Origin of the sequence: Hafnia paralvei, assembly GCF_020150375.1 — a bacterium.
In the GTDB taxonomy this organism is placed as follows: domain Bacteria; phylum Pseudomonadota; class Gammaproteobacteria; order Enterobacterales; family Enterobacteriaceae; genus Hafnia; species Hafnia paralvei.
Genome location: NZ_CP083737.1, coordinates 847,827 through 866,050 on the forward strand (window position 1 = coordinate 847,827; position 18,224 = coordinate 866,050).

Here is an 18,224-nt window from a genome sequence, read left to right on the forward strand (position 1 = left end):
ATGCACCTGATCGTCAGGGGCAATTGCGACATCACACTCTTTACAATCCAAATACTTTGCAACTATTCATTACTCTCTCATCGTGCGTAGAGTGCTAGAGTTGCGCCTGAAGCATGTTGCTTAAGGCTTGAGCCTCTTGAGGTGTACCATGAAAAAGTTAATTGCTATCGTGTTGTTTTCAACGCTGCTAGCGGGTTGTGCAACAGAATCACCATGTGTGCCGAGCTATGATTCGGAAGGGCGATTAGTGCATACCAATACCTGTATGAAAGGTACGACTCAGGATAATTGGGAGACGGCGGGGGCTATTGCTGGTGGCGCAGCGGCGGTTGCTGGTTTGACGTTGGGTATTATCGCGTTAACTAAATAACGCTATCGTTTAGACTTCGTTAGCGGTAGGTAAACAAAAACTCAGCCTAGGCTGAGTTTTTGTTTTAATGCTTAGTCGCGCCATTTTATTCTTTCTTTTCATCTTCATAGCGTGTTTTTGCGTCCAGTGCTTCTTGATGTGTTGGATGCTCGCTGATTAATGTATTGGGACGAGGGTGATCTGCCCGTAGCTCATACCAAATTTCAGTTGCTCCCTGTGTACCTTTACGGATTTCAACGATCTCTGCATGTCTTGGATAGGGCGGTTTACCTGCCATTTTTGCTCCTTATTGTCTGATGAAATCAGTGTCATAGTTCTTTTCAGTATAGACAATGTTGGTGAATGAATGCCCAGATAAAACCGACGATTCTTAGAATTGGGGGAAAGATCCTTTAAGGCGTAGATAGACTTCGGAAATGTAGCCTTCCAGATGAGCAATAAACGCTTCAACCAGCGCCGAAGAAGGACGATGCTTCGGTACAATCAGACTTACGGTAAAGGGGACGTCAACGCTAAAGGGCCTGATTTCTACGCCACACCCTACGAAATCCAGCGCGGTGAGCGGATTGACAATCGAAACGCCAACTCCTTGGCACACCATTGCACAAATAGACGCGGCGCTGTGGGTTTCTACCACCATCTGACGACTAACCTGCTCGCGATGAAAGAGAGCGTCTAGCGTTTGGCGATAGCCATCGTTAGGCGACAGACTGATATAACGTTGTTCCTCAAAGTCTTGGGGTGTCAGCCGTTTTTTACTGAGCAATGGATGATTGCTCGGTAGTACGCAAATCTCGTTTAAGGTAGCCAGCGTCCGGCGTTCAGTGCCTGGTGGCGTATAAGTGTTCTCTGTTAATCCAAGATCGTAGCGCTGTGCGGACAGCCACTCTTCTAATAAAGGAGACTCTTGTGGAATCACATTTAGGCTTACGTCTTGGTACTCGCCCAAAAATGTACGGCAGACATTGGGCAACAGAGACTGCGAGAACGCGGGCAGACAAGCAATAGAGAGCTGAGCCTGCTGGAATTGTCGAATGTGAGTTGCAGCGTCAACAATACGCTCAATGCCATAGTATGAACGCTGTACTTCCTCAAAGAGCTGTAGCCCCTGTGCTGTGGGTCTCAGTCGCCCACGAACTCGGTCGAATAGAGACATCTGCAGCAGTTTTTCAAATCGAGCTAACTCACGACTGACAGTGGGTTGTGACGTATTTAGCAATGCCGCGGCTTCGGTCAAATTGCCTGTCGTCATTACCGCATGAAAGATTTCGATCTGGCGCAAAGAAATAGCAGACATGGTCGACGAACTCCAAGCGAGATAAAGCCATATCATAAATGAATAGACTTGCCCTAAATAGATATTTTATTAAAGGCACACTCAGTGGCAATAATCGAAGCACAACATCAAATAACCACAAAATCAAATAACCACAAAAATAGACTGACCGCCGAGAGGATGCCATGCCACGTTCGCTAAACGATCGCACTACTTCGCTGAATGCCGATAATCTCATTACGCTACCGTCACGTTTTGGTGGCCCTGTATGGGTTTATGATGGCGAGATCATTAAACAGCAGATTGAAAAACTGCGCGAATTTGATGTAATTCGTTTTGCGCAAAAAGCCTGCTCGAACATTCATATTCTGCGGTTAATGCATCAGCAAGGCGTGAAGGTGGACTCGGTTTCTTTAGGGGAAATAGAACGTGCACTGCTGGCGGGTTTTCAACCCGGAGGCTCGCCAAGCCAAATCGTGTTTACCGCTGATGTACTCGATGAAGCGACGATTGCTCGCGTGGTTGAACTGAATATTCCCGTTAATGCTGGATCAGCCGATATGCTGAAGCAGTTGGGAGAGCGCTCGGCAGGGCATCCGGTCTGGCTGCGTGTGAACCCAGGGTTTGGTCACGGCCACAGCCAGAAAACAAACACCGGCGGTGAGAACAGCAAGCATGGTATCTGGTTTGAAGAACTGCCGCAGGCGCTGGCATTAATCAAACAATACGATCTAGAGCTGATAGGTTTGCATATGCACATTGGTTCAGGTGTGGACTATCAGCATCTCGCGCAGGTTTGCGATACGATGGTACGTCAGGTAATCGAGCTAGGTCATGATATTCAGGCGATCTCTGCGGGCGGCGGTTTATCGATTCCCTATCAGCAGGGTGACGAGTCGATTAACGTTTCTCACTACTATGGCTTATGGAACGACGCGCGCGAGCGTATCGCTCGTCATCTAGGCCATCCTGTGCATCTGGAGATTGAGCCGGGTCGCTACTTGGTTGCTGAGTCAGGTGTGTTGGTGGCACAGGTTCGCGCGGTGAAAAATATGGGTAGCCGCCATTTTGTTTTGGTTGATGCGGGTTTCAACGATCTTATGCGCCCAGCAATGTATGGTAGCTATCATCATATTTCTCTCTTGCCTGCGGATGGACGAGACGTGACTGCTCAGCCGCGGGTTGAGTCTGTGATTGGTGGGCCGCTCTGTGAATCTGGTGATGTGTTTACGCAAAAAGCGGGCGGAGAAGTTGAAACGCGTTCAATACCGGCCGCACAGGTAGGCGATTATCTGGTTTTCCATGATACCGGTGCATATGGTGCGTCGATGTCGTCGAACTACAACAGTCGCCCGTTGCTACCTGAGGTGTTGTTTGAAAATGGTGAGTCGCGTTTAATTCGCCGTCGTCAGACGATTGAAGAATTATTGGCACTAGAGATGGTATAATTTTACTAATTATATTTATTAATAGTTTCATGTGCGTTAGCGAATTGTTGACGCACATGTTCAAAGAATAATGGTTATTATTTGCCACCATTACAATGGCAATAATTGTCATATTTAAGCATTCAGATCATATCTATTCTGGTTTTCTTTCCCGTAAAATAACCGACCTAATCATTTCACGCGCATCATCTTCAGTTATGAATACCGTCAAAATACAGTCTTCGACCAGAATGAATCCGGTCTGGCAGGATATGCTGCATCAGGCCACACAAACGCTGCTTGCTCAGCGAACCCTCTCTGAGCTGATGCAGGCTCTCCACGGCTTGTCATTTTCCGTTATTCGTTTTGATCGCGTTAATATCTTGCGCCTCGACCCTCTGCATAACCGTATAACACATTATGGCTATGAGCCTGAAAGCAAACAGATGCAGTGTTCCAATGATGTTTTATTGGCTGAAGGACCAGGGGGGAAAGTGTGGGCGGATCAGCAACCTATTTGCTGTCAGCGCGAGCAGTTTATTCAACAGTTCCCGCAGGTTTCAGAATTAGCGCAGTATCGCTCTCTTAATGTTTATTATCAGCTACCGCTGACGACACCACGCCAAAGATTAGGCGGCATTGAATTCATTAAACACGGTAATCAGCAGTTTAGTGAAAGCGAGTTGGCGTTGGCTTTGCCGCTATCTGATGTGGTTGCCAGCGTACTCGAGAATATTCTTGAGCGCGAACATGTTCAGCTTGAAGAAGAGAGCCTTCGTCGCGAGCGCGATCATTACCGCATTTTAGTCGACGTAACCAATGCCGTGACTTCTAAGCTAGAGCTAGACGCACTGGCCGCCGAGGTCTCCAAAGAGATCCATCGTTTCTTTGGTATTGATTACATCGGCCTATCTATTTTTGATGAACAGGAAGATCGCTTCAAAGCCTATGTGGCCTGTTATCAAAGTGGAAAGCCGGTGCTGCGCGAGCAAAAGTACTTACCGCTGGAAGGCTCTCTTGCTCAGCAGGTGGTGCAAAGTGAAGAGATGCTGTTGATGGATTTGCAGGACTCCACACGTTTGGCGCCACAAGATCGTCAGTTAGCTCAGATGTTAGAGTTTGGTCATCAGACGATTTGTCAGCTTCCGCTGGTCTTCGGCAACAAAGTGTTGGGCGTGCTTAAACTAGCTCAATGTCAGCCGGCCATCTTCAGCGATAACAATCTCAAACTGCTACGCCAAATAGCGGCTCGTATCGCTATCGCGGTGGACAACGCGCTGGCTTATGGTGAAATTTCTCGCCTGAAGGATAGTTTGGTCCATGAGAACCGTTATTTGACCGAGCAAATTCGCCAAGATAGTGATTTTGGTGAGATTGTGGGGCAAAGCGCCGCCATCAAAAGCGTGCTAGAGCAGGTCGAAATGGTCGCTTCTAGTGATTGTAGCGTGTTGATTCTGGGAGAAACCGGAACAGGTAAAGAGCTGATTGCGCAAGCCATCCATAATCTGAGTTCCCGTAACCAAAAACGCATGGTGAAGATGAACTGTGCGGCAATTCCAAGCGGGCTGATTGAAAGCGATCTGTTCGGTCATGAAAAAGGGGCTTATACCGGAGCAACGTCGCAGAGAATGGGGCGTTTTGAGCTAGCAAACAAAAGCTCACTGTTTTTGGATGAAGTGGGAGATATTCCTCTCGAGCTACAACCTAAACTGTTGCGAGTACTGCAAGAGCGCGAAATTGAACGTCTGGGTGGGAATAAAGTTATTCCAGTCGATGTGCGTCTAATTGCGGCCACCAATCGTGATTTAAAGCAGATGGTTCTGGACCGTGAATACCGTAGCGATCTCTACTATCGCCTAAATGTTTTCCCTATCGTGATCCCGCCGCTGCGAGAACGCCCAGAAGATATTCCGTTACTGGTTAAATTCTTTACGCGCAAAATTGCCAAACGGATGAACCGTACCATTGATAGCATTCCAACGGAAACCATCCGCATGCTGTGTGATTTGCCATGGCCGGGGAATATTCGTGAATTGGAGAACATCATTGAACGCGCAGTTATTTTGACGCGTGGCCCTGTGCTGAATTTACAGCTTAACGAACTGCAATATCATCTTTCACCGCCGTTGGTGAATAAGCCTGCGAGAGAAATACCGTCTTCTTCGTCGACATGGACGATGCCAAAGGCATCTAAGCCCGCAGAAAAAGTGCCGCATGAACAAGACGGCGAACTTAGCGAACGTGAACGTATTCTCAATGCTCTGCGAGAAACTAACGGCATTGTGGCTGGGCCACGCGGTGCTGCGGCTCGCCTAGGATTGAAACGCACGACACTGATTTCCCGTATGCAGCGTCTGGGCATTTCTGCTAAAGACTGATTTATCTCTTATGACTCGGGCGGAAATTGGCTTTTTTCGCCCGTGACATTTTCTTCGACATAAATGTCGAAGCGTCATCATTCCTCGTTTCATCATCATGTTTTTTACGCCTTCTCAATGAAATGCCGAAGTTAACCAATTGAATAATATCAATTATTCATTAATTTTACTTTTTGGCACGGATTATGCTTTGTATGGATTGAAACGTTCAACGCTGCTGGATTACGGCCTGATTGAGCGTCAAATCTATCAATGGGGCTAAGCCCTGAGTAACAAACTCCAACCCACAATGTGGAGCGAGGCAAAGAAGCATGAAGGTCAGCGAATTAACCGAAAAGTCGCTTTATATCCATGACAAAAATGAAAAATTAATGGCGCAATGGGCTCTGTACAAAAGCAGCCTGATTAAAGCCGCGACCTCTTCAAAACTGAAGATTTTTCATGAGTTCAGCTGCGGGGATGGCGATAGCGTTAACTTCACCGTGTTTGATCACTTTATGGTTGAAGTGAAGCTGGCAGATGAGTTCTACAGCAAAAAAATTCAGTATGGCCTGCGTATGAACGATGAACAGTGTGAAGATCATTTTGTTGAAATCAGTCATTCGACAATCGATGAGAATGGCCTGATTGACGGTACTGTCAACAATCGTTCTATGGACGCTGTGCTAGAGCACTATCTGGATAAAATTCACGACCTGTACGAGACCTTGTATCAGGCGATGAATACCAACCAGCCAGTGCGGGAGTTGTTGGTAGGTAAATTAGGGGCGCATTAGTTTACCTATCCACTTCTGGCTGCATAACGGCGGCCAGAAGTGGACAATATGTTTCTTAGCAAATCCTCGGTAACGGCTCGCTATGCGGTAAATCTAGCAGGCGTGAAGTGCCATACATTCCCGTTAAACGCACCTGTTTGCCTTCGGTAACGTCACCAATGGTAGCCGCATCTACGCCGAGTGGGTGTGCATGCAAGCTATCCAGTACCGCTTGTTCAGCTTCAGGCGCTACGGCAATAACCAATTTCCCTTCATTGGCGAAGTTCAGCGGTTCTAGGCCTAATAATTCACAAATGCCTCGAACGGCATTTTTTACCGGCAGTGACTGCTCAATCACATCAATACCGCATCCGCTGGCGTTGGCGAACTCATGCATAATGGCTGTAACTCCACCGCGCGTGGCGTCTCTCAAAGCGCGTACACCAGGAATATTTCGTAAAGGTGCAATCAAGGGAGCGAGAACAGCGCAATCGCTGATCAATTCGGCTTCAAGCCCAAGTTGTTCACGCAAATTCAGGATTGTCGCGCCGTGATCGCCCAAAGTGCCGCTGACGATCAGTTTGTCACCCGGTTGAATTTCAGAAGCTCCCCAATGGATATCATTAGGGATCGCGCCGATACCTGCGGTGTTGATAAAGATCTTATCTGCCGCACCGCGCTGCACAACCTTAGTATCGCCGGTGACAATCTGAATATTGGCGGCTTTAGCGGTTGCAGCCATACTGCGCACGATCTTTTCCAAATCCAGCAACGGCAATCCTTCCTCCAGGATAAAGCCACAGGAGAGGTACTTAGGCTGAGCACCGCTCACCGCTAAATCGTTTGCAGTGCCACATACGGCTAATTTGCCTATGTCGCCGCCGGGGAAAAAGATCGGATCGATAACGTAGCTATCGGTCGTGAAAGCTAGGCGATCGCCGTGCTGATTAAAAATGCTCAGCGGCAGGCGAGCCTGATCTTCACGTTCATCTAAAGCGGGATTGCTAAACAACGGTAGAAACAGCGTATCCAGGAGTTGTTGCATGGCGCGACCACCGCTGCCGTGCGCCATTGTGATCACATCATCTTTAGACCATTCACTCATTATTCGTACCTTTTTTATTCAAGCCCACGACGATATTGGTAGAACGCCGCACAGGCTCCCTCAGATGAAACCATCAAGGCGCCAAATGCGTTTTGTGGATTACAGCCTTCACCAAACAGAGGGCAGTCGGCGGGTTTACAACGGCCGGTTAGAACATCGCCACAGCGTGCTCGTGGATCGTCTGCCACTTTCTGTTCTTGAGGATGAAAGCGCAGTTCGGCATCAAATTGAGCATAAGCAGGACTTAAGCCAACGCCAGAATGAGCAATTTCTCCCAAGCCTCGCCATTCGCTGCTGTCTTTGGTTACAAAGACGTCATCTAATACTTTTTGCGCAATAGCATTACCGTGATCGGGAACGATGCGGCGATATTGATTTTCGACGCTGCAACGCTCTTCTGCTATCTGAGCCACCAGCATATCCAAGGCTTGTAGGATATCTAGCGGCTCAAAGCCGGTAATCACCAACGGCTTATGGAAATCTTCGCAGATAAACTCATAAGGATGAGCACCTATCACCATGCTGACATGACCCGGCGCGAGGAAGCCGTCGATGCGCACGTCAGGCTGCTGTAATAAGCTACGCAGCGTTGGAGTAATGGTGATGTGCTGGCAGAAAACGGTAAAGTTTTTCAGCCCTAGCGCTTTAGCCTGCTGCAAGGTTACCGCGGTGCTTGGCATGGTGGTTTCAAAACCAAGTCCAAAGAACACGACTTCTTTATCGGGGTTTTGCTGAGCCAGCGTAAGCGCATCAAGCGGAGAGTAAACGATACGAACATCTGCGCCTTTGCGTTTAGCATCTAGCAACGAGCCATGGCGTCCGGGCACGCGCATGGCATCCCCAAACGTGCAGAAAATCACGTCTGGTTGGTTAGCTATTTCAACGCATTCGTCGATACGTCCCATAGGAAGAACACAGACAGGGCAGCCGGGGCCATGCACAAACTCGATCTCTGGTGGAAGTAATTGATCCAGCCCGAATTTGAAGATCGCATGTGTGTGTCCGCCGCAAACCTCCATCAACTGTAAAGGAAGTCGGCAGTGTGAAGGCAAGGAACGAACCCGTTCGGTAATGCGCTGAACCAGTTTTTTTGCCAGTTCAGGATTGCGGAATTCATCAACGAACTGCATATCTTATATCACCTTACTTTTCACTGACCTGTGGCGCTGGCTCGCCATTACGGAGAAAGTAGCCAACGTCTTCTTCGACTTCTTGCATTGCCATTAATGCGTCTAGCGTATCTTTGGCTTCAGCCTCATCCAGAATGCTCATGGCAAAGCCTACGTGAACCAATACCCACTGTCCGAGCATATCTTGCGGTGAGCCCTCGCAGACCAATGCAATATTGACTTCGCGTTTCACGCCGCATACGTCGACCGTGGCCATTTGATGAATATCATCGCCAACGGCAACCACCTGCCCCGGAATTCCTAAGCACATACATTCGTCTCCAACCAAGCGAGCCAAGCGTCCATACCTTCGCCGCTGGTGGCAGAAAGCTGAATCACGGTGATCTGCGGATTTACACGTTTAGCGTTGGCGATGCAGGCCTCAACGTCAAAATGCAGATACGGGAGCAGGTCGATTTTATTGATGATCATCAGGGAAGAGGCTGCAAACATATGAGGGTACTTCAGCGGCTTATCTTCGCCTTCGGTAACGGACAGTACGGCAACTTTATGGCGTTCGCCTAAATCAAAACTGGCTGGGCAAACCAGATTTCCTACGTTTTCAATAAACAGCAGGCTATGGTCTGGTAGATCCAGACGATGCATGGCGTCGTGCACCATTTGAGCGTCTAAATGACAGCCTTTACCGGTATTAACTTGAATGGCGGGTACACCAGTGGCACGGATACGTTCAGCGTCGTTGGTGGTTTGCTGATCGCCTTCAATGACGGCACAGCTATACCGATCAGCAATACGCTTCAATGTTTCGGTTAGCAGCGTTGTTTTGCCTGAACCAGGGCTGGAAACTAAATTTAGCGCAGCAATGTGCTGTTGGGTAAAGTGCTCACGGTTGTGCTCTGCCAGATGATTATTTTTACCGAGCACGTCTTGTTCAATTTGCAGCATACGGCGCTGAGTCATGCCGGGCGCGTGGCTACCGGCTTCACCTTTTCCGTAGTGCAGATCGTTGTCCTGCTGTTCTGGTACGAATTTTTCTTCGTGTATGTGCTGGTGTTTACCTTTGTTTTTATTCTTATTTTTATGTTTGTGCTGATGATCATGAAGATGCAGTTCGGCATCAGAAGCCAAAACATAATTATAGTGATGATGATGCACGTCGCCGGCGTGGTGGTAATGGTGATGGACGACGACGGTCTGTGGGTGCTCATCTTGTGCGTGGTGGTGATGCCCATGGTGTTCATGGCCGTGGTGTTCATGGTCATGATGGTGGCCGTGCGCATGTTCATGATGATGTTCATGATCGTGATGATGGTCACCATGCGGGTGTGTATGGTGATGCTCATGATCGTGATGATGATCGTCGCCTTCAATACGCTGTTCGCCAGCCGCGCAACCGCAGGTAGTACACATAAATTCTCTCCCGAAAACTATTCGATTTCGATTTGTTTGATTTGCATGCTGTCGCCGCTGTCCACGCGCAGATTATGGCTCTGGCAGTGTGGGCATCCGGCGTCATGCGCAGATACGGTGATTGACTGACTACAGTCCCAGCACCACGCCTGTGCAGGCTGGGTGGTGATGTGCAATTTGCAGCCTTCGGCCACGCTGCCGCGGCAAACGATGTCAAAACAAAAATGTACGGCGCTCTCTTCAATACAGGATAGCGCGCCAATCTCCAGCCACACGCCCGTTACGCGCTTCACGTTGTTGGCTTTAGCCTGCTGTTCAATGATGTCAAATGCGCTTTGGCATAGGGTCAGTTCATGCATAATTATGATCTTATTTTTTATGGCGGGCATATCCTCGGCGAATACACCCGATGAGACCTTGATTACCGTCATTAGATAACGCATTGGCGGCACCGTGGTAGCGTGACGTTTATGTCTTTGCGATCGTCCTCGCATCCGATAGCTGTACGGCAGCGATCACGGCTTGTCCAAGTGCTAAGGCGCCATCGCCAGCAGGTAATTTCTGCGGCAGCAACAGCGTGAAATCCGCTAAGTTTTGCTGTAACAGCTGGCGCAGTAAGCGGTTATGCAATACGCCCCCTGACATCACGATAGTGCGACAATTTTCAGCCTCGGCATGCACGCGAACTAAATCCGCCAGCCCTTGGGCTAGTGCCGCATGAAATGCGTAGGCACGCTCTTCTGGAGGTGCCTGCCAGCTTAACCACTGCTGCCAAAACACTGCCATGTCGAGGTTATTTTGCTCATCTAAGGGGAGGGATATGGGCGCATTTTTGCTTTTTGCCTGCTGCGCTAACGCTTCCAAGCGGCAGGCCGCTTCACCTTCAAAGCTGATGGATTCTGCACAAATATTTAGCGCAGCGGCGACGGCGTCAAATAATCTTCCCGTAGATGACGCCAATGGGCTATTGAGATTACGCTCGACCGCTCGCTGTAAAATCTGCCATGGCTGCGACAAAATAAATTGGGCTTCGGGATATTGCTGCCAATGCGGTACGAAGCGTAGTAGCTGTGCTAAAAGATTGCGCCACGGCTGCCGAGCCGCTAAGTCTCCGCCGGGCAGCGCAACGGCAGGTAAGCCGCCTAGGCGCTGCATTTGTCGATAATCGACCCGCAGACACTCTCCCCCCCATAGCGAATCATCCGTTCCGTAGCCGATACCATCGAGCGCAAGCCCAACGAGCGGTGGTGTATCCAGCGCAATATTGTGCTCGGCCATGCATGCGACTAGGTGGGCATGATGGTGCTGAATCGGCAAACAGGTTAAAGCCGCCTTTTCTGCCCACCGTTGAGCGAGCTGAGTACTGGCATAGGCTGGATGCAGATCGCAGGCCAATGCTTCAGGCACAAACTGATAGATTTGGTGCAATAGTTCCCATGTTTGGGTGAATTGCTGCTGTACGCGCTCGTCGCTCAAATCACCGAGATGTTGACTCAGCACCGCACGGTTACCTTTCAGAAGGCAAAACGTATTTTTTAAATCACCGCCGACGGCGGCAATCGAGGGTAAATGACGAAAATCCTCTGGCAGATCGAAGCTGTCTGGAACAAAACCGCGTGAACGGCGCAGCATTTCGCTGCCGTTGGTGTGCCAGCGAATAACGGAGTCGTCAGCGCGCTGCACGATGTCGCGATTATGCAGTAACCAAATATCGGCAATGCCAGTGAGCTCGTGCAGCGCCTGTTGGTTGCTAAGCGCGGGTGGTAAACCATTGGCGTTACCAGAGGTCATGACAAGCGGGCGTCCGATCTTTTGTAGCAGCAGATGGTGCACAGGATTGGATGGTAGCATTACGCCGACTTCGTCTAGGCCAGGCGCAATGCCATCAAGCACTAACGATGATTTTGGGAGCAGAACAATAGGGGCTGCGGGACTCTTCAACAGCGTGAGTAAATCGGCTGAGACGTCGTCTCGACAGAAAGCGCGCACCCAATGTTCATTGGGCAACATAACGGCCAACGGCTTTGCTGGGCGTCGCTTGCGCTCGCGGAGTAATTGTATGGCCTGTGGATTGGAGGCATCACAGGCCAGATGGAATCCACCAATTCCTTTAATGGCGGCAATACCGCCGTTAAGCAATACGTCTATCAGTTCTTTCCACGCCTGTTGTCCCGTAAATGGCTGTCCTCCGGCCCTATTACTGCACCATAAATGAGGGCCGCAGTCGGCACAGGCAGTAGGTTGTGCATGAAAACGCCTGTTGGCGGGATTTTGGTACTCTTGAGCACAGGTTGGGCATAGCGGGAAGCTAGCCATGGCGGTGAAAGGACGATCGTAGGGCATACGGTGAATAATGGTGAAGCGTGGGCCGCAGTGGGTGCAGTTGATGAATGGATAGCCAAAACGGCGATTGTTGGGATCGCTCATTTCCCGTAAACACTCTGGGCAGGTAGCCGCATCGGGCACAATCTGGGTGTCCATTTTGCCTTTACCACTTTCCACAATGCAGAATTCATCGGGCAGTTCGCCGCCAGTCCACTCGTGTTCACTGATGCTGTCAATACGTGCTAACGGAGGGCATTCCTGACGCAACAGATGACAAAAATAAGCCACGTCGGCAGGTAAACGCAGTGCGATTAATACCCCTTGAGCATCATTACTGACTTCGCCTTGTAGTTTTAAGCGTTGAGCGAGTTGCCACACGAAGGGTCTAAAGCCAACACCTTGGACTTTGCCTTTCACTCTCAGCAAGATTGATTGTTGACTCAAAGGGGCTCCTGAACACTAACTCGTGGGAATGACAAAACTTCGCCACATCGAAGAAGCCTATTTTCCGTACTTAAGCGATAAACATCTTTGATGTGGGGCAGCGAGCATGCAAAAAGGGTCAAATAAATACAGTGATAACTTTCCCATTGGGCAGTTCTAATGCCCTCCCCAAATTCGGGGAGGGGATACTAAACAGATTGAGAATGGTTAAGCGTGCGCCATCCTGCGTTCTGCATCCTCAACGTGATGGCGAAGCCGTGATTTCATCTCGTTATAGGTCTGAGAGGCGTACGTCTCAGCCCAATCCTGATCGATAATTGGCTTAACCCGGACCGCGCAGTATTTGGTTTCTGGCGTTTTTGATACCGGATCCAAATTATCCTGCGTTAGCTCATTACAAGCGCCAATCCACCACTGATAGGTCATATAGATCGCACCTTTGTTGATGCGTTCGTTGTAATTACAGCGAGAGATAACCTTTCCGCGGCGGGATTCAACCCAAATAATTTGTTGATCGAGTATGCCCATTCTCTGCGCATCTTCGGGATGGATCTGAACAAAGCCAGGCTCATCGGCCAGCGTCTGTAGCGCCACGCAGTTACCCGTCATTGAACGACAGCTGTAGTGACCAACTTCGCGTACGGTGCAGAGTACTAAAGGATAGTCGGCATCGGGTACTTCAGCGGGAGCACGCCAATCGGTGGCGAATAGCTGACCCTTACCGGTTGGTGTATCGAAATGGTTATCTTTATATAGGTAAGGCGTGCCCGGATGATCTAACGTTGGGCACGGCCACTGTATATGGCCCATTTCACCAATTTTTTCGTAGGTCGCACCGTAATAAAGTGGGCATAGCTCGCGTAATTCATCCCAAATTTCTTCGTTGCTGTTGTAATGCATCGGGTAGCCCATCTCGGTCGCTAACAGGCTGATAATTTCCCAGTCGCGTTTAACGTTCCCTTTCGCTTCGATGGCCTTGCCAAAGCGTTGGAAACCACGATCGGCGCAGGAAAAGATTCCACCGTGCTCGCCCCAACTGGTAGCAGGTAAAATGACGTCGGCTTGCTCGGCTGTTTTGGTCATGAAGATGTCTTGCACAACGACAAATTCCAAAGCCTCGAAGCCCTTGCGAACTAGGCCTAAATCAGCTTCGGTCTGTAATGGATCTTCGCCCATGATGTAGTAGGCTTTTACCTTACCTTCTAACGCCAGATGCGGCACTTCAGTGATCCGATAGCCGACATCGGGATCCATGTCTTCGACGTTGATGCCCCATGCTTTGGCAAATTTGGCGCGGATTTCAGGATCGGTGACCGACTGATAGCCTGGAAACTCATTGGGTAGCACCCCCATATCGCAGGCACCCTGCACGTTGTTTTGCCCACGAACGGGCCCCACACCAACGTTAGGACGGCCTAAGTTACCGGTGAGCAAGGCTAGACCCGACAAGCCTTTCACGACGTCAACGGCCTGACCAAATTGTGTCACGCCCATGCCCCACATGATGGTAGCCGAAGGGGCTGCGGCATAGGTGCGCATGGCTTGACGAATATCTTCGGCAGGAATACCTACGAGTTTTTCAATCGCTTCTGGACTGTAGTCGGCGACAATTTTGCGATATTCCTCGAAACCCTCGGTGAAATTAGCGACGTAGCTTTTGTCGTACAGGTTTTCTTCAATCAGCACATGCGCAAAAGCGTTAACCAAAGCCATGTTGGTTCCGTTTTTCATTTGCAGGTGCTGATCGGCAATGCGTGCGGTTTCTATTTTTCGTGGGTCGCACACGATGATTTTGGCACCTTTCTCTTTGGCTTTGATCACGCGGCGGGCGACGATAGGGTGAGAATCCGCGCAGTTATAGCCAAATACCAGCAAACATTGAGAGTTTTCAATATCGCTGATGGAGTTACTCATGGCACCGTTACCCAGCGTTTGTTGCAGGCCTGCCACCGAAGGGCCGTGGCATACGCGCGCGCAACAATCGACGTTGTTATTGCCGGTTACCGCACGTGCAAATTTTTGCATGACATAGTTGGTTTCGTTACCGGTTCCGCGAGAGGAACCGGTATGCATAATCGATTTCGCACCGTACTTCTGTTTGATTTCTTTTAGGCGCTGAGCGGTATAACGAATGGCTTCGTCCCAAGAGACAACCTCGAACTTTCCACCTTTCTCACGGCGGATCATGGGCTCATTCAAGCGCGGCGTAAGCAGTTTGGTGTCGTTAAGAAAGTCCCAACCGAAATACCCTTTCAGACATAGTTCGCCCTGATTGGTGACCCCATTGGCGCCCTCTGCGCGTACTATTTTGCCGTTTTCAACACACAGGTTAATTTTGCAACCTGCGCCGCAGTATGGGCAGACGGTAACAACTTTGCTTTTCCCAACAACATCGTTAACTGCAACGTTGTGGTTCACGACATCTAGATTATTGACAACAATTTGATTATTCACGATAGGTGAATTCATAACGAGACCTTACCCCGAACCGGGGATAATGAATGGTTGTTAATCAATCCCTTACGTTTGAAGCCGCAGTAAATTCACTGCGACGTCAATCAATAGGGACTAAAACTGCTTAGCAAAAGAGTTAAAACATGAAATCAATGGTGGTATCGAGTGCGGCACGGCGGCGTTTTTCGTTGATCAGATCCTGCATAGCATTGCGGTCGATCAGTTTCAGCGCATTGGTTGGGCAGGTTTCTACGCAAGCGGGGCCATTTTCACGGGTATGGCATAGATCGCATTTGTTAGCTTCGGCTTTAGACGAAACCATCATAGCGGAGGCGCCATTTTGGCGAACGACCGGCGAGGTTACGACTTCCATCGTGCCATATGGGCAAGCCACTACGCAGGTTTTACAGCCGATGCATTTTTCTTGTGATACGTAGATGAAGTCTTTCTGGCGAGAGATAGCACCGTTCGGACAGACGTTTGCGCAAGGCGCGTCTTCACATTGGCGACACAGGATAGCGGTGCTAACGTTTTGCCCTTTAATCACGTGAATGCGTGGAGTGAAGTTGTCTTTGGACAGGTTGTGAAGTTCGCTATCTTCACGGTGAGCCATGACGCAGGCGACTTCACAGGTGCGGCAGCCGATACATTTTTTAGGATCTGCAATGACGAACCGGTTCATCAATTAACTCCTGATTTCTCATTATATTTGGTGGGGCAGAACGGAACTGCCCGTGCTCAGATTGCTTATCGGTACTAGCAAGCACACATCATGCCAACTGTATTTTGTTTGTGTTTTTTTGTTTTAAATTAGTGAGTTGCTTCTAGCACTTATTTAAGATGAATGAAAAGAACAGCGTGAAAATTCAACCTCGACAGGAGATTCGACAGAAGTGTCGAACCATTTTCGCTATCTATCATGAATCATATTATCGCTGGTCTAGCGAGGCGGCTTGTTGATCTTGAAGATGATAATGAGTGGGAACTAGGGTGATAAAACGAAGCTCATATTGATAAACAAATCAATAACCCCTTATTGTAGAAGATGTTATTAAAACTCGTCTCCCATTGATAATGGGAGACAGAGGATACTACCCATGTTTGACGGTAAAATGAGAGGCAATTAGCTTGGCACCACAGGAGGTTTGGTCGCCATCGTGTGCAGCTTGTTTTCCGTTGAGGGTGAATCCGCTGCCGGAAGCAATAATGGTGGAGGGCGTATGACCCAGAATGGGGCACACAACCATATCGCCATGACCAGCAACGGCGATGCCGTCCTGTGTGAACCCTGCATCAGCAGTGACGACTGTACCGCCATGATTTGTTTTATCGCCCAAGACAATGAGTGGTTTCATTAATTCATTCCTTATTCAGTTATATATTTTTCAAAAGGCTTAATTTGTTTGGCAGCAAACTGTGGTGTGAAACGCTGGCTGTTATCCCCTTGATAGGCATCACAAGGAACGGCAGCAGGAGATACCTTAAAAACTTTGCACATTAACCACCAGCTTAATGCAAAGAGAGAAAGCAAGGGGAACAGTAGGAATGTCCAGACTGGCCAGAAAATGATCTTGGTGTTCATTTCGACCCTGTCGCAATATCGGCGACGAAAAGGCCAAGGAGCGTAGTGTTGCCATATTTCGCTAGGGGAAAGCGTGACTTTGGTGCTGAACACGCGATTCCATTCATAGCTTTTTGGAACTCGTAAGCCCTCATGACCCTGCTGCATAAATGCGTTTATAAAAGTGGTTACTCCGTGCAAAACTGAGCGCTGATCGTTACTTAATTCAACATAGTCAACTGAGACAGTATTATCTTCATTACGATGAGGAAAAATAAAATAGATTTTAGCCACATTATTAATATTGATCTGACTATCCCACAATAGAGAGCTCCATTGGGTGCTTAAATCTTTCCCTTTATGATGGGCATGCACCATCCTAGTACTACGGTTAAAAACTATATTTGAATTCTCCTTGATGTTTATAATTGCCTTGCCGCCGATAAATAACATTATGATAATAATTGGAATTAATACTAAAACAAAAGAATGACTAAATCCTGAACTAAAATAGATCGCAGTAAAGAGCATAGCCTGAAACCAAAAACGCCCCATAATTGATTCAAAAGCTAACGTAGCAGTTTGGATTTCTAAACAGTTATCGCTTATTGAAATTAACTGATTACCAATCCATGCATTTTCGACCTTGTATTTTCTCTCAGGGAAATCATAGGTAACCTCCGATGTTTTTATCATATTTATTACTCCTTGTAGTTTAAGGTCGAATCCCTTTAGCCGCCATTTCTGGCGTTACGCGGATGCTGTCGTCACCTTCGTAGGCTTCTTCGGGGACTGGATGTGGTTTGATGTTGAATATTTTGGTGAAGGGATACCAGAGTAGTGAAAGAAACGTATAAAGAGGAAATAAAAGAAATGTATATAGCGGCCATAGATAAATTTTGAGTGTTCTTTCAAATTCATCAGTAATTTTCCCACAAAAAGGCCAAGGAGCATAGTGCAGTAGTGCTTTGAATGGTGGTAATGCGACATTCTCTTTTTCTAAATCAGCCCAATCACGGCTAGTTGGTATTGGTAGGTCACTTTCTCCTTCATGTAAAAATTTCTTAATATAATAAATAATTGGTTGGACATTCCACTGTTCATCAATTTCTATATCACCAGTGATAACTTTCCCCTCTTTATCATGACGATGTACAGAAATATGAGTCGTCTTTCCTCCGGAAATAATTATTTCTTCAACATCGTTGATATGTTTTCTACCACAGTAGTAAACGTAGCACTTTTGTGTTTTTCTGTTAAAAACAATATTTGAATTGTTTTTTATTTGTGAGATAAACATAAATATCAAAAAAGAGAAAAGCAAAATAGCCACTGCGTGAAGAGATAATTCAATGAAGTTGTGATTTTCCATCCACGATTGAATTGCAGACATAAGAATAAAAACATTGACAGATATGATTGCGGGTAAACACATTCGGCTTAAGTATGCTCCTTCAGAGATACTAGATGCTTTTATTTCAAGGCAGTTTTTGCTGATTGAAACAAAAATGTTTTTTATATTGTCCAGATCCGTTATGTCTTTTTTGTATTCTGGGTATCTACTATTCATTAATGTATTGCCTTTCTGT

At 48.0% G+C, this 18,224-nt stretch carries 17 protein-coding genes; 4 read left to right on the forward strand and 13 right to left on the reverse strand.

Features of this window, described 5'->3' with window-relative positions; all coding sequences use genetic code 11:
• Nucleotides 1-148: 148 nt before the first annotated feature.
• A complete protein-coding gene (locus K9N75_RS03885) occupies nucleotides 149-370 on the forward strand; it encodes a putative periplasmic lipoprotein (RefSeq protein WP_004093259.1) in 222 nt (73 codons plus the stop codon).
• An 85-nt stretch (nucleotides 371-455) separates the two neighbouring features.
• On the opposite strand, the gene K9N75_RS03890 is transcribed toward K9N75_RS03885, so the two are convergent.
• Nucleotides 456-647: a hypothetical protein gene (locus K9N75_RS03890; protein WP_004093260.1), complete on the reverse strand. Its 192-nt coding sequence runs from the start codon at nucleotides 645-647 to the stop codon at nucleotides 456-458.
• A gap of 93 nt (nucleotides 648-740) precedes the next feature.
• On the reverse strand, nucleotides 741-1,667 hold the full coding sequence (locus K9N75_RS03895) for a LysR family transcriptional regulator (protein ID WP_130995957.1): 927 nt from the start codon (nucleotides 1,665-1,667) through the stop codon (nucleotides 741-743).
• Between the two features lie 164 nt (nucleotides 1,668-1,831).
• Between K9N75_RS03895 and lysA the strand changes: the two genes are divergently transcribed.
• The 3 genes from lysA to hycA all read left to right on the forward strand — a co-directional run bounded on the left by lysA (nucleotide 1,832) and on the right by hycA (nucleotide 6,227).
• Nucleotides 1,832-3,094, forward strand: a complete 1,263-nt coding sequence (gene lysA / locus K9N75_RS03900) for a diaminopimelate decarboxylase (RefSeq protein WP_061059183.1) — start codon at nucleotides 1,832-1,834, stop codon at nucleotides 3,092-3,094.
• A gap of 197 nt (nucleotides 3,095-3,291) precedes the next feature.
• A complete protein-coding gene (gene flhA, locus K9N75_RS03905; RefSeq protein ID WP_051146187.1) occupies nucleotides 3,292-5,451 on the forward strand; it encodes a formate hydrogenlyase transcriptional activator FlhA in 2,160 nt (719 codons plus the stop codon).
• A 311-nt stretch (nucleotides 5,452-5,762) separates the two neighbouring features.
• Complete coding sequence (gene hycA / locus K9N75_RS03910) at nucleotides 5,763-6,227, forward strand: formate hydrogenlyase regulator HycA (protein ID WP_224452234.1); 465 nt, start codon at nucleotides 5,763-5,765, stop codon at nucleotides 6,225-6,227.
• A 55-nt stretch (nucleotides 6,228-6,282) separates the two neighbouring features.
• On the opposite strand, the gene hypE is transcribed toward hycA, so the two are convergent.
• The 11 genes from hypE to K9N75_RS03965 form a co-directional block, all read right to left on the reverse strand.
• Entirely contained in the window at nucleotides 6,283-7,311 is a 1,029-nt protein-coding gene (gene hypE / locus K9N75_RS03915) for a hydrogenase expression/formation protein HypE (RefSeq protein ID WP_008815107.1), read from the reverse strand.
• 14 nt (nucleotides 7,312-7,325) lie between these two features.
• Complete coding sequence (hypD, locus tag K9N75_RS03920; RefSeq protein ID WP_008815108.1) at nucleotides 7,326-8,441, reverse strand: hydrogenase formation protein HypD; 1,116 nt, start codon at nucleotides 8,439-8,441, stop codon at nucleotides 7,326-7,328.
• 13 nt (nucleotides 8,442-8,454) lie between these two features.
• Entirely contained in the window at nucleotides 8,455-8,751 is a 297-nt protein-coding gene (hybG, locus tag K9N75_RS03925) for a hydrogenase maturation factor HybG (protein ID WP_004093282.1), read from the reverse strand.
• Nucleotides 8,742-9,851 (reverse strand): hydrogenase nickel incorporation protein HypB, encoded by a 1,110-nt coding sequence (gene hypB / locus K9N75_RS03930; protein ID WP_224452235.1) that lies wholly within the window; start codon nucleotides 9,849-9,851, stop codon nucleotides 8,742-8,744. Before hypB ends, hybG begins: the two co-directional genes overlap by 10 nt.
• 17 nt (nucleotides 9,852-9,868) lie before the next feature.
• On the reverse strand, nucleotides 9,869-10,210 hold the full coding sequence (hypA, locus tag K9N75_RS03935) for a hydrogenase maturation nickel metallochaperone HypA (protein ID WP_035503530.1): 342 nt from the start codon (nucleotides 10,208-10,210) through the stop codon (nucleotides 9,869-9,871).
• Between the two features lie 109 nt (nucleotides 10,211-10,319).
• The gene (gene hypF, locus K9N75_RS03940) at nucleotides 10,320-12,620 is read right to left on the reverse strand and encodes a carbamoyltransferase HypF (RefSeq protein ID WP_224452236.1); all 2,301 of its coding nucleotides are present in this window, start codon (nucleotides 12,618-12,620) and stop codon (nucleotides 10,320-10,322) included.
• A 207-nt stretch (nucleotides 12,621-12,827) separates the two neighbouring features.
• Entirely contained in the window at nucleotides 12,828-15,089 is a 2,262-nt protein-coding gene (fdhF, locus tag K9N75_RS03945) for a formate dehydrogenase subunit alpha (RefSeq protein WP_224452237.1), read from the reverse strand.
• A gap of 121 nt (nucleotides 15,090-15,210) precedes the next feature.
• On the reverse strand, nucleotides 15,211-15,756 hold the full coding sequence (hydN, locus tag K9N75_RS03950; protein ID WP_008815112.1) for an electron transport protein HydN: 546 nt from the start codon (nucleotides 15,754-15,756) through the stop codon (nucleotides 15,211-15,213).
• A 409-nt stretch (nucleotides 15,757-16,165) separates the two neighbouring features.
• Nucleotides 16,166-16,429 carry a PAAR domain-containing protein gene (locus tag K9N75_RS03955; protein WP_008815113.1) on the reverse strand — a complete coding sequence of 88 codons (264 nt, stop codon included), beginning with the start codon at nucleotides 16,427-16,429 and terminating at the stop codon, nucleotides 16,166-16,168.
• A gap of 11 nt (nucleotides 16,430-16,440) precedes the next feature.
• On the reverse strand, nucleotides 16,441-17,331 hold the full coding sequence (locus K9N75_RS03960) for a hypothetical protein (protein ID WP_224452238.1): 891 nt from the start codon (nucleotides 17,329-17,331) through the stop codon (nucleotides 16,441-16,443).
• 19 nt (nucleotides 17,332-17,350) lie between these two features.
• The gene (locus K9N75_RS03965) at nucleotides 17,351-18,205 is read right to left on the reverse strand and encodes a hypothetical protein (protein WP_224452239.1); all 855 of its coding nucleotides are present in this window, start codon (nucleotides 18,203-18,205) and stop codon (nucleotides 17,351-17,353) included.
• Nucleotides 18,206-18,224: the final 19 nt, after the last annotated feature.

Excerpts from the sequence above, each read along its gene's own strand:
- K9N75_RS03955 (WP_008815113.1), bottom strand. The coding sequence starts at position 16,429 with ATGAAACCACTCATTGTCTTGGGCGATAAAACAAATCATGGCGGTACA.
- hypD (WP_008815108.1), bottom strand. The coding sequence starts at position 8,441 with ATGCAGTTCGTTGATGAATTCCGCAATCCTGAACTGGCAAAAAAACTG.
- K9N75_RS03965 (WP_224452239.1), bottom strand. The coding sequence starts at position 18,205 with ATGAATAGTAGATACCCAGAATACAAAAAAGACATAACGGATCTGGAC.
- flhA (WP_051146187.1), top strand. The coding sequence starts at position 3,292 with ATGAATACCGTCAAAATACAGTCTTCGACCAGAATGAATCCGGTCTGG.
- hycA (WP_224452234.1), top strand. The coding sequence starts at position 5,763 with ATGAAGGTCAGCGAATTAACCGAAAAGTCGCTTTATATCCATGACAAA.
- K9N75_RS03890 (WP_004093260.1), bottom strand. The coding sequence starts at position 647 with ATGGCAGGTAAACCGCCCTATCCAAGACATGCAGAGATCGTTGAAATC.
- hypE (WP_008815107.1), bottom strand. The coding sequence starts at position 7,311 with ATGAGTGAATGGTCTAAAGATGATGTGATCACAATGGCGCACGGCAGC.
- hydN (WP_008815112.1), bottom strand. The coding sequence starts at position 15,756 with ATGAACCGGTTCGTCATTGCAGATCCTAAAAAATGTATCGGCTGCCGC.
- hypB (WP_224452235.1), bottom strand. The coding sequence starts at position 9,851 with ATGTGTACTACCTGCGGTTGCGCGGCTGGCGAACAGCGTATTGAAGGC.
- lysA (WP_061059183.1), top strand. The coding sequence starts at position 1,832 with ATGCCACGTTCGCTAAACGATCGCACTACTTCGCTGAATGCCGATAAT.
- K9N75_RS03895 (WP_130995957.1), bottom strand. The coding sequence starts at position 1,667 with ATGTCTGCTATTTCTTTGCGCCAGATCGAAATCTTTCATGCGGTAATG.
- hybG (WP_004093282.1), bottom strand. The coding sequence starts at position 8,751 with ATGTGCTTAGGAATTCCGGGGCAGGTGGTTGCCGTTGGCGATGATATT.
- K9N75_RS03960 (WP_224452238.1), bottom strand. The coding sequence starts at position 17,331 with ATGATAAAAACATCGGAGGTTACCTATGATTTCCCTGAGAGAAAATAC.
- hypA (WP_035503530.1), bottom strand. The coding sequence starts at position 10,210 with ATGCATGAACTGACCCTATGCCAAAGCGCATTTGACATCATTGAACAG.
- fdhF (WP_224452237.1), bottom strand. The coding sequence starts at position 15,089 with ATGAATTCACCTATCGTGAATAATCAAATTGTTGTCAATAATCTAGAT.
- K9N75_RS03885 (WP_004093259.1), top strand. The coding sequence starts at position 149 with ATGAAAAAGTTAATTGCTATCGTGTTGTTTTCAACGCTGCTAGCGGGT.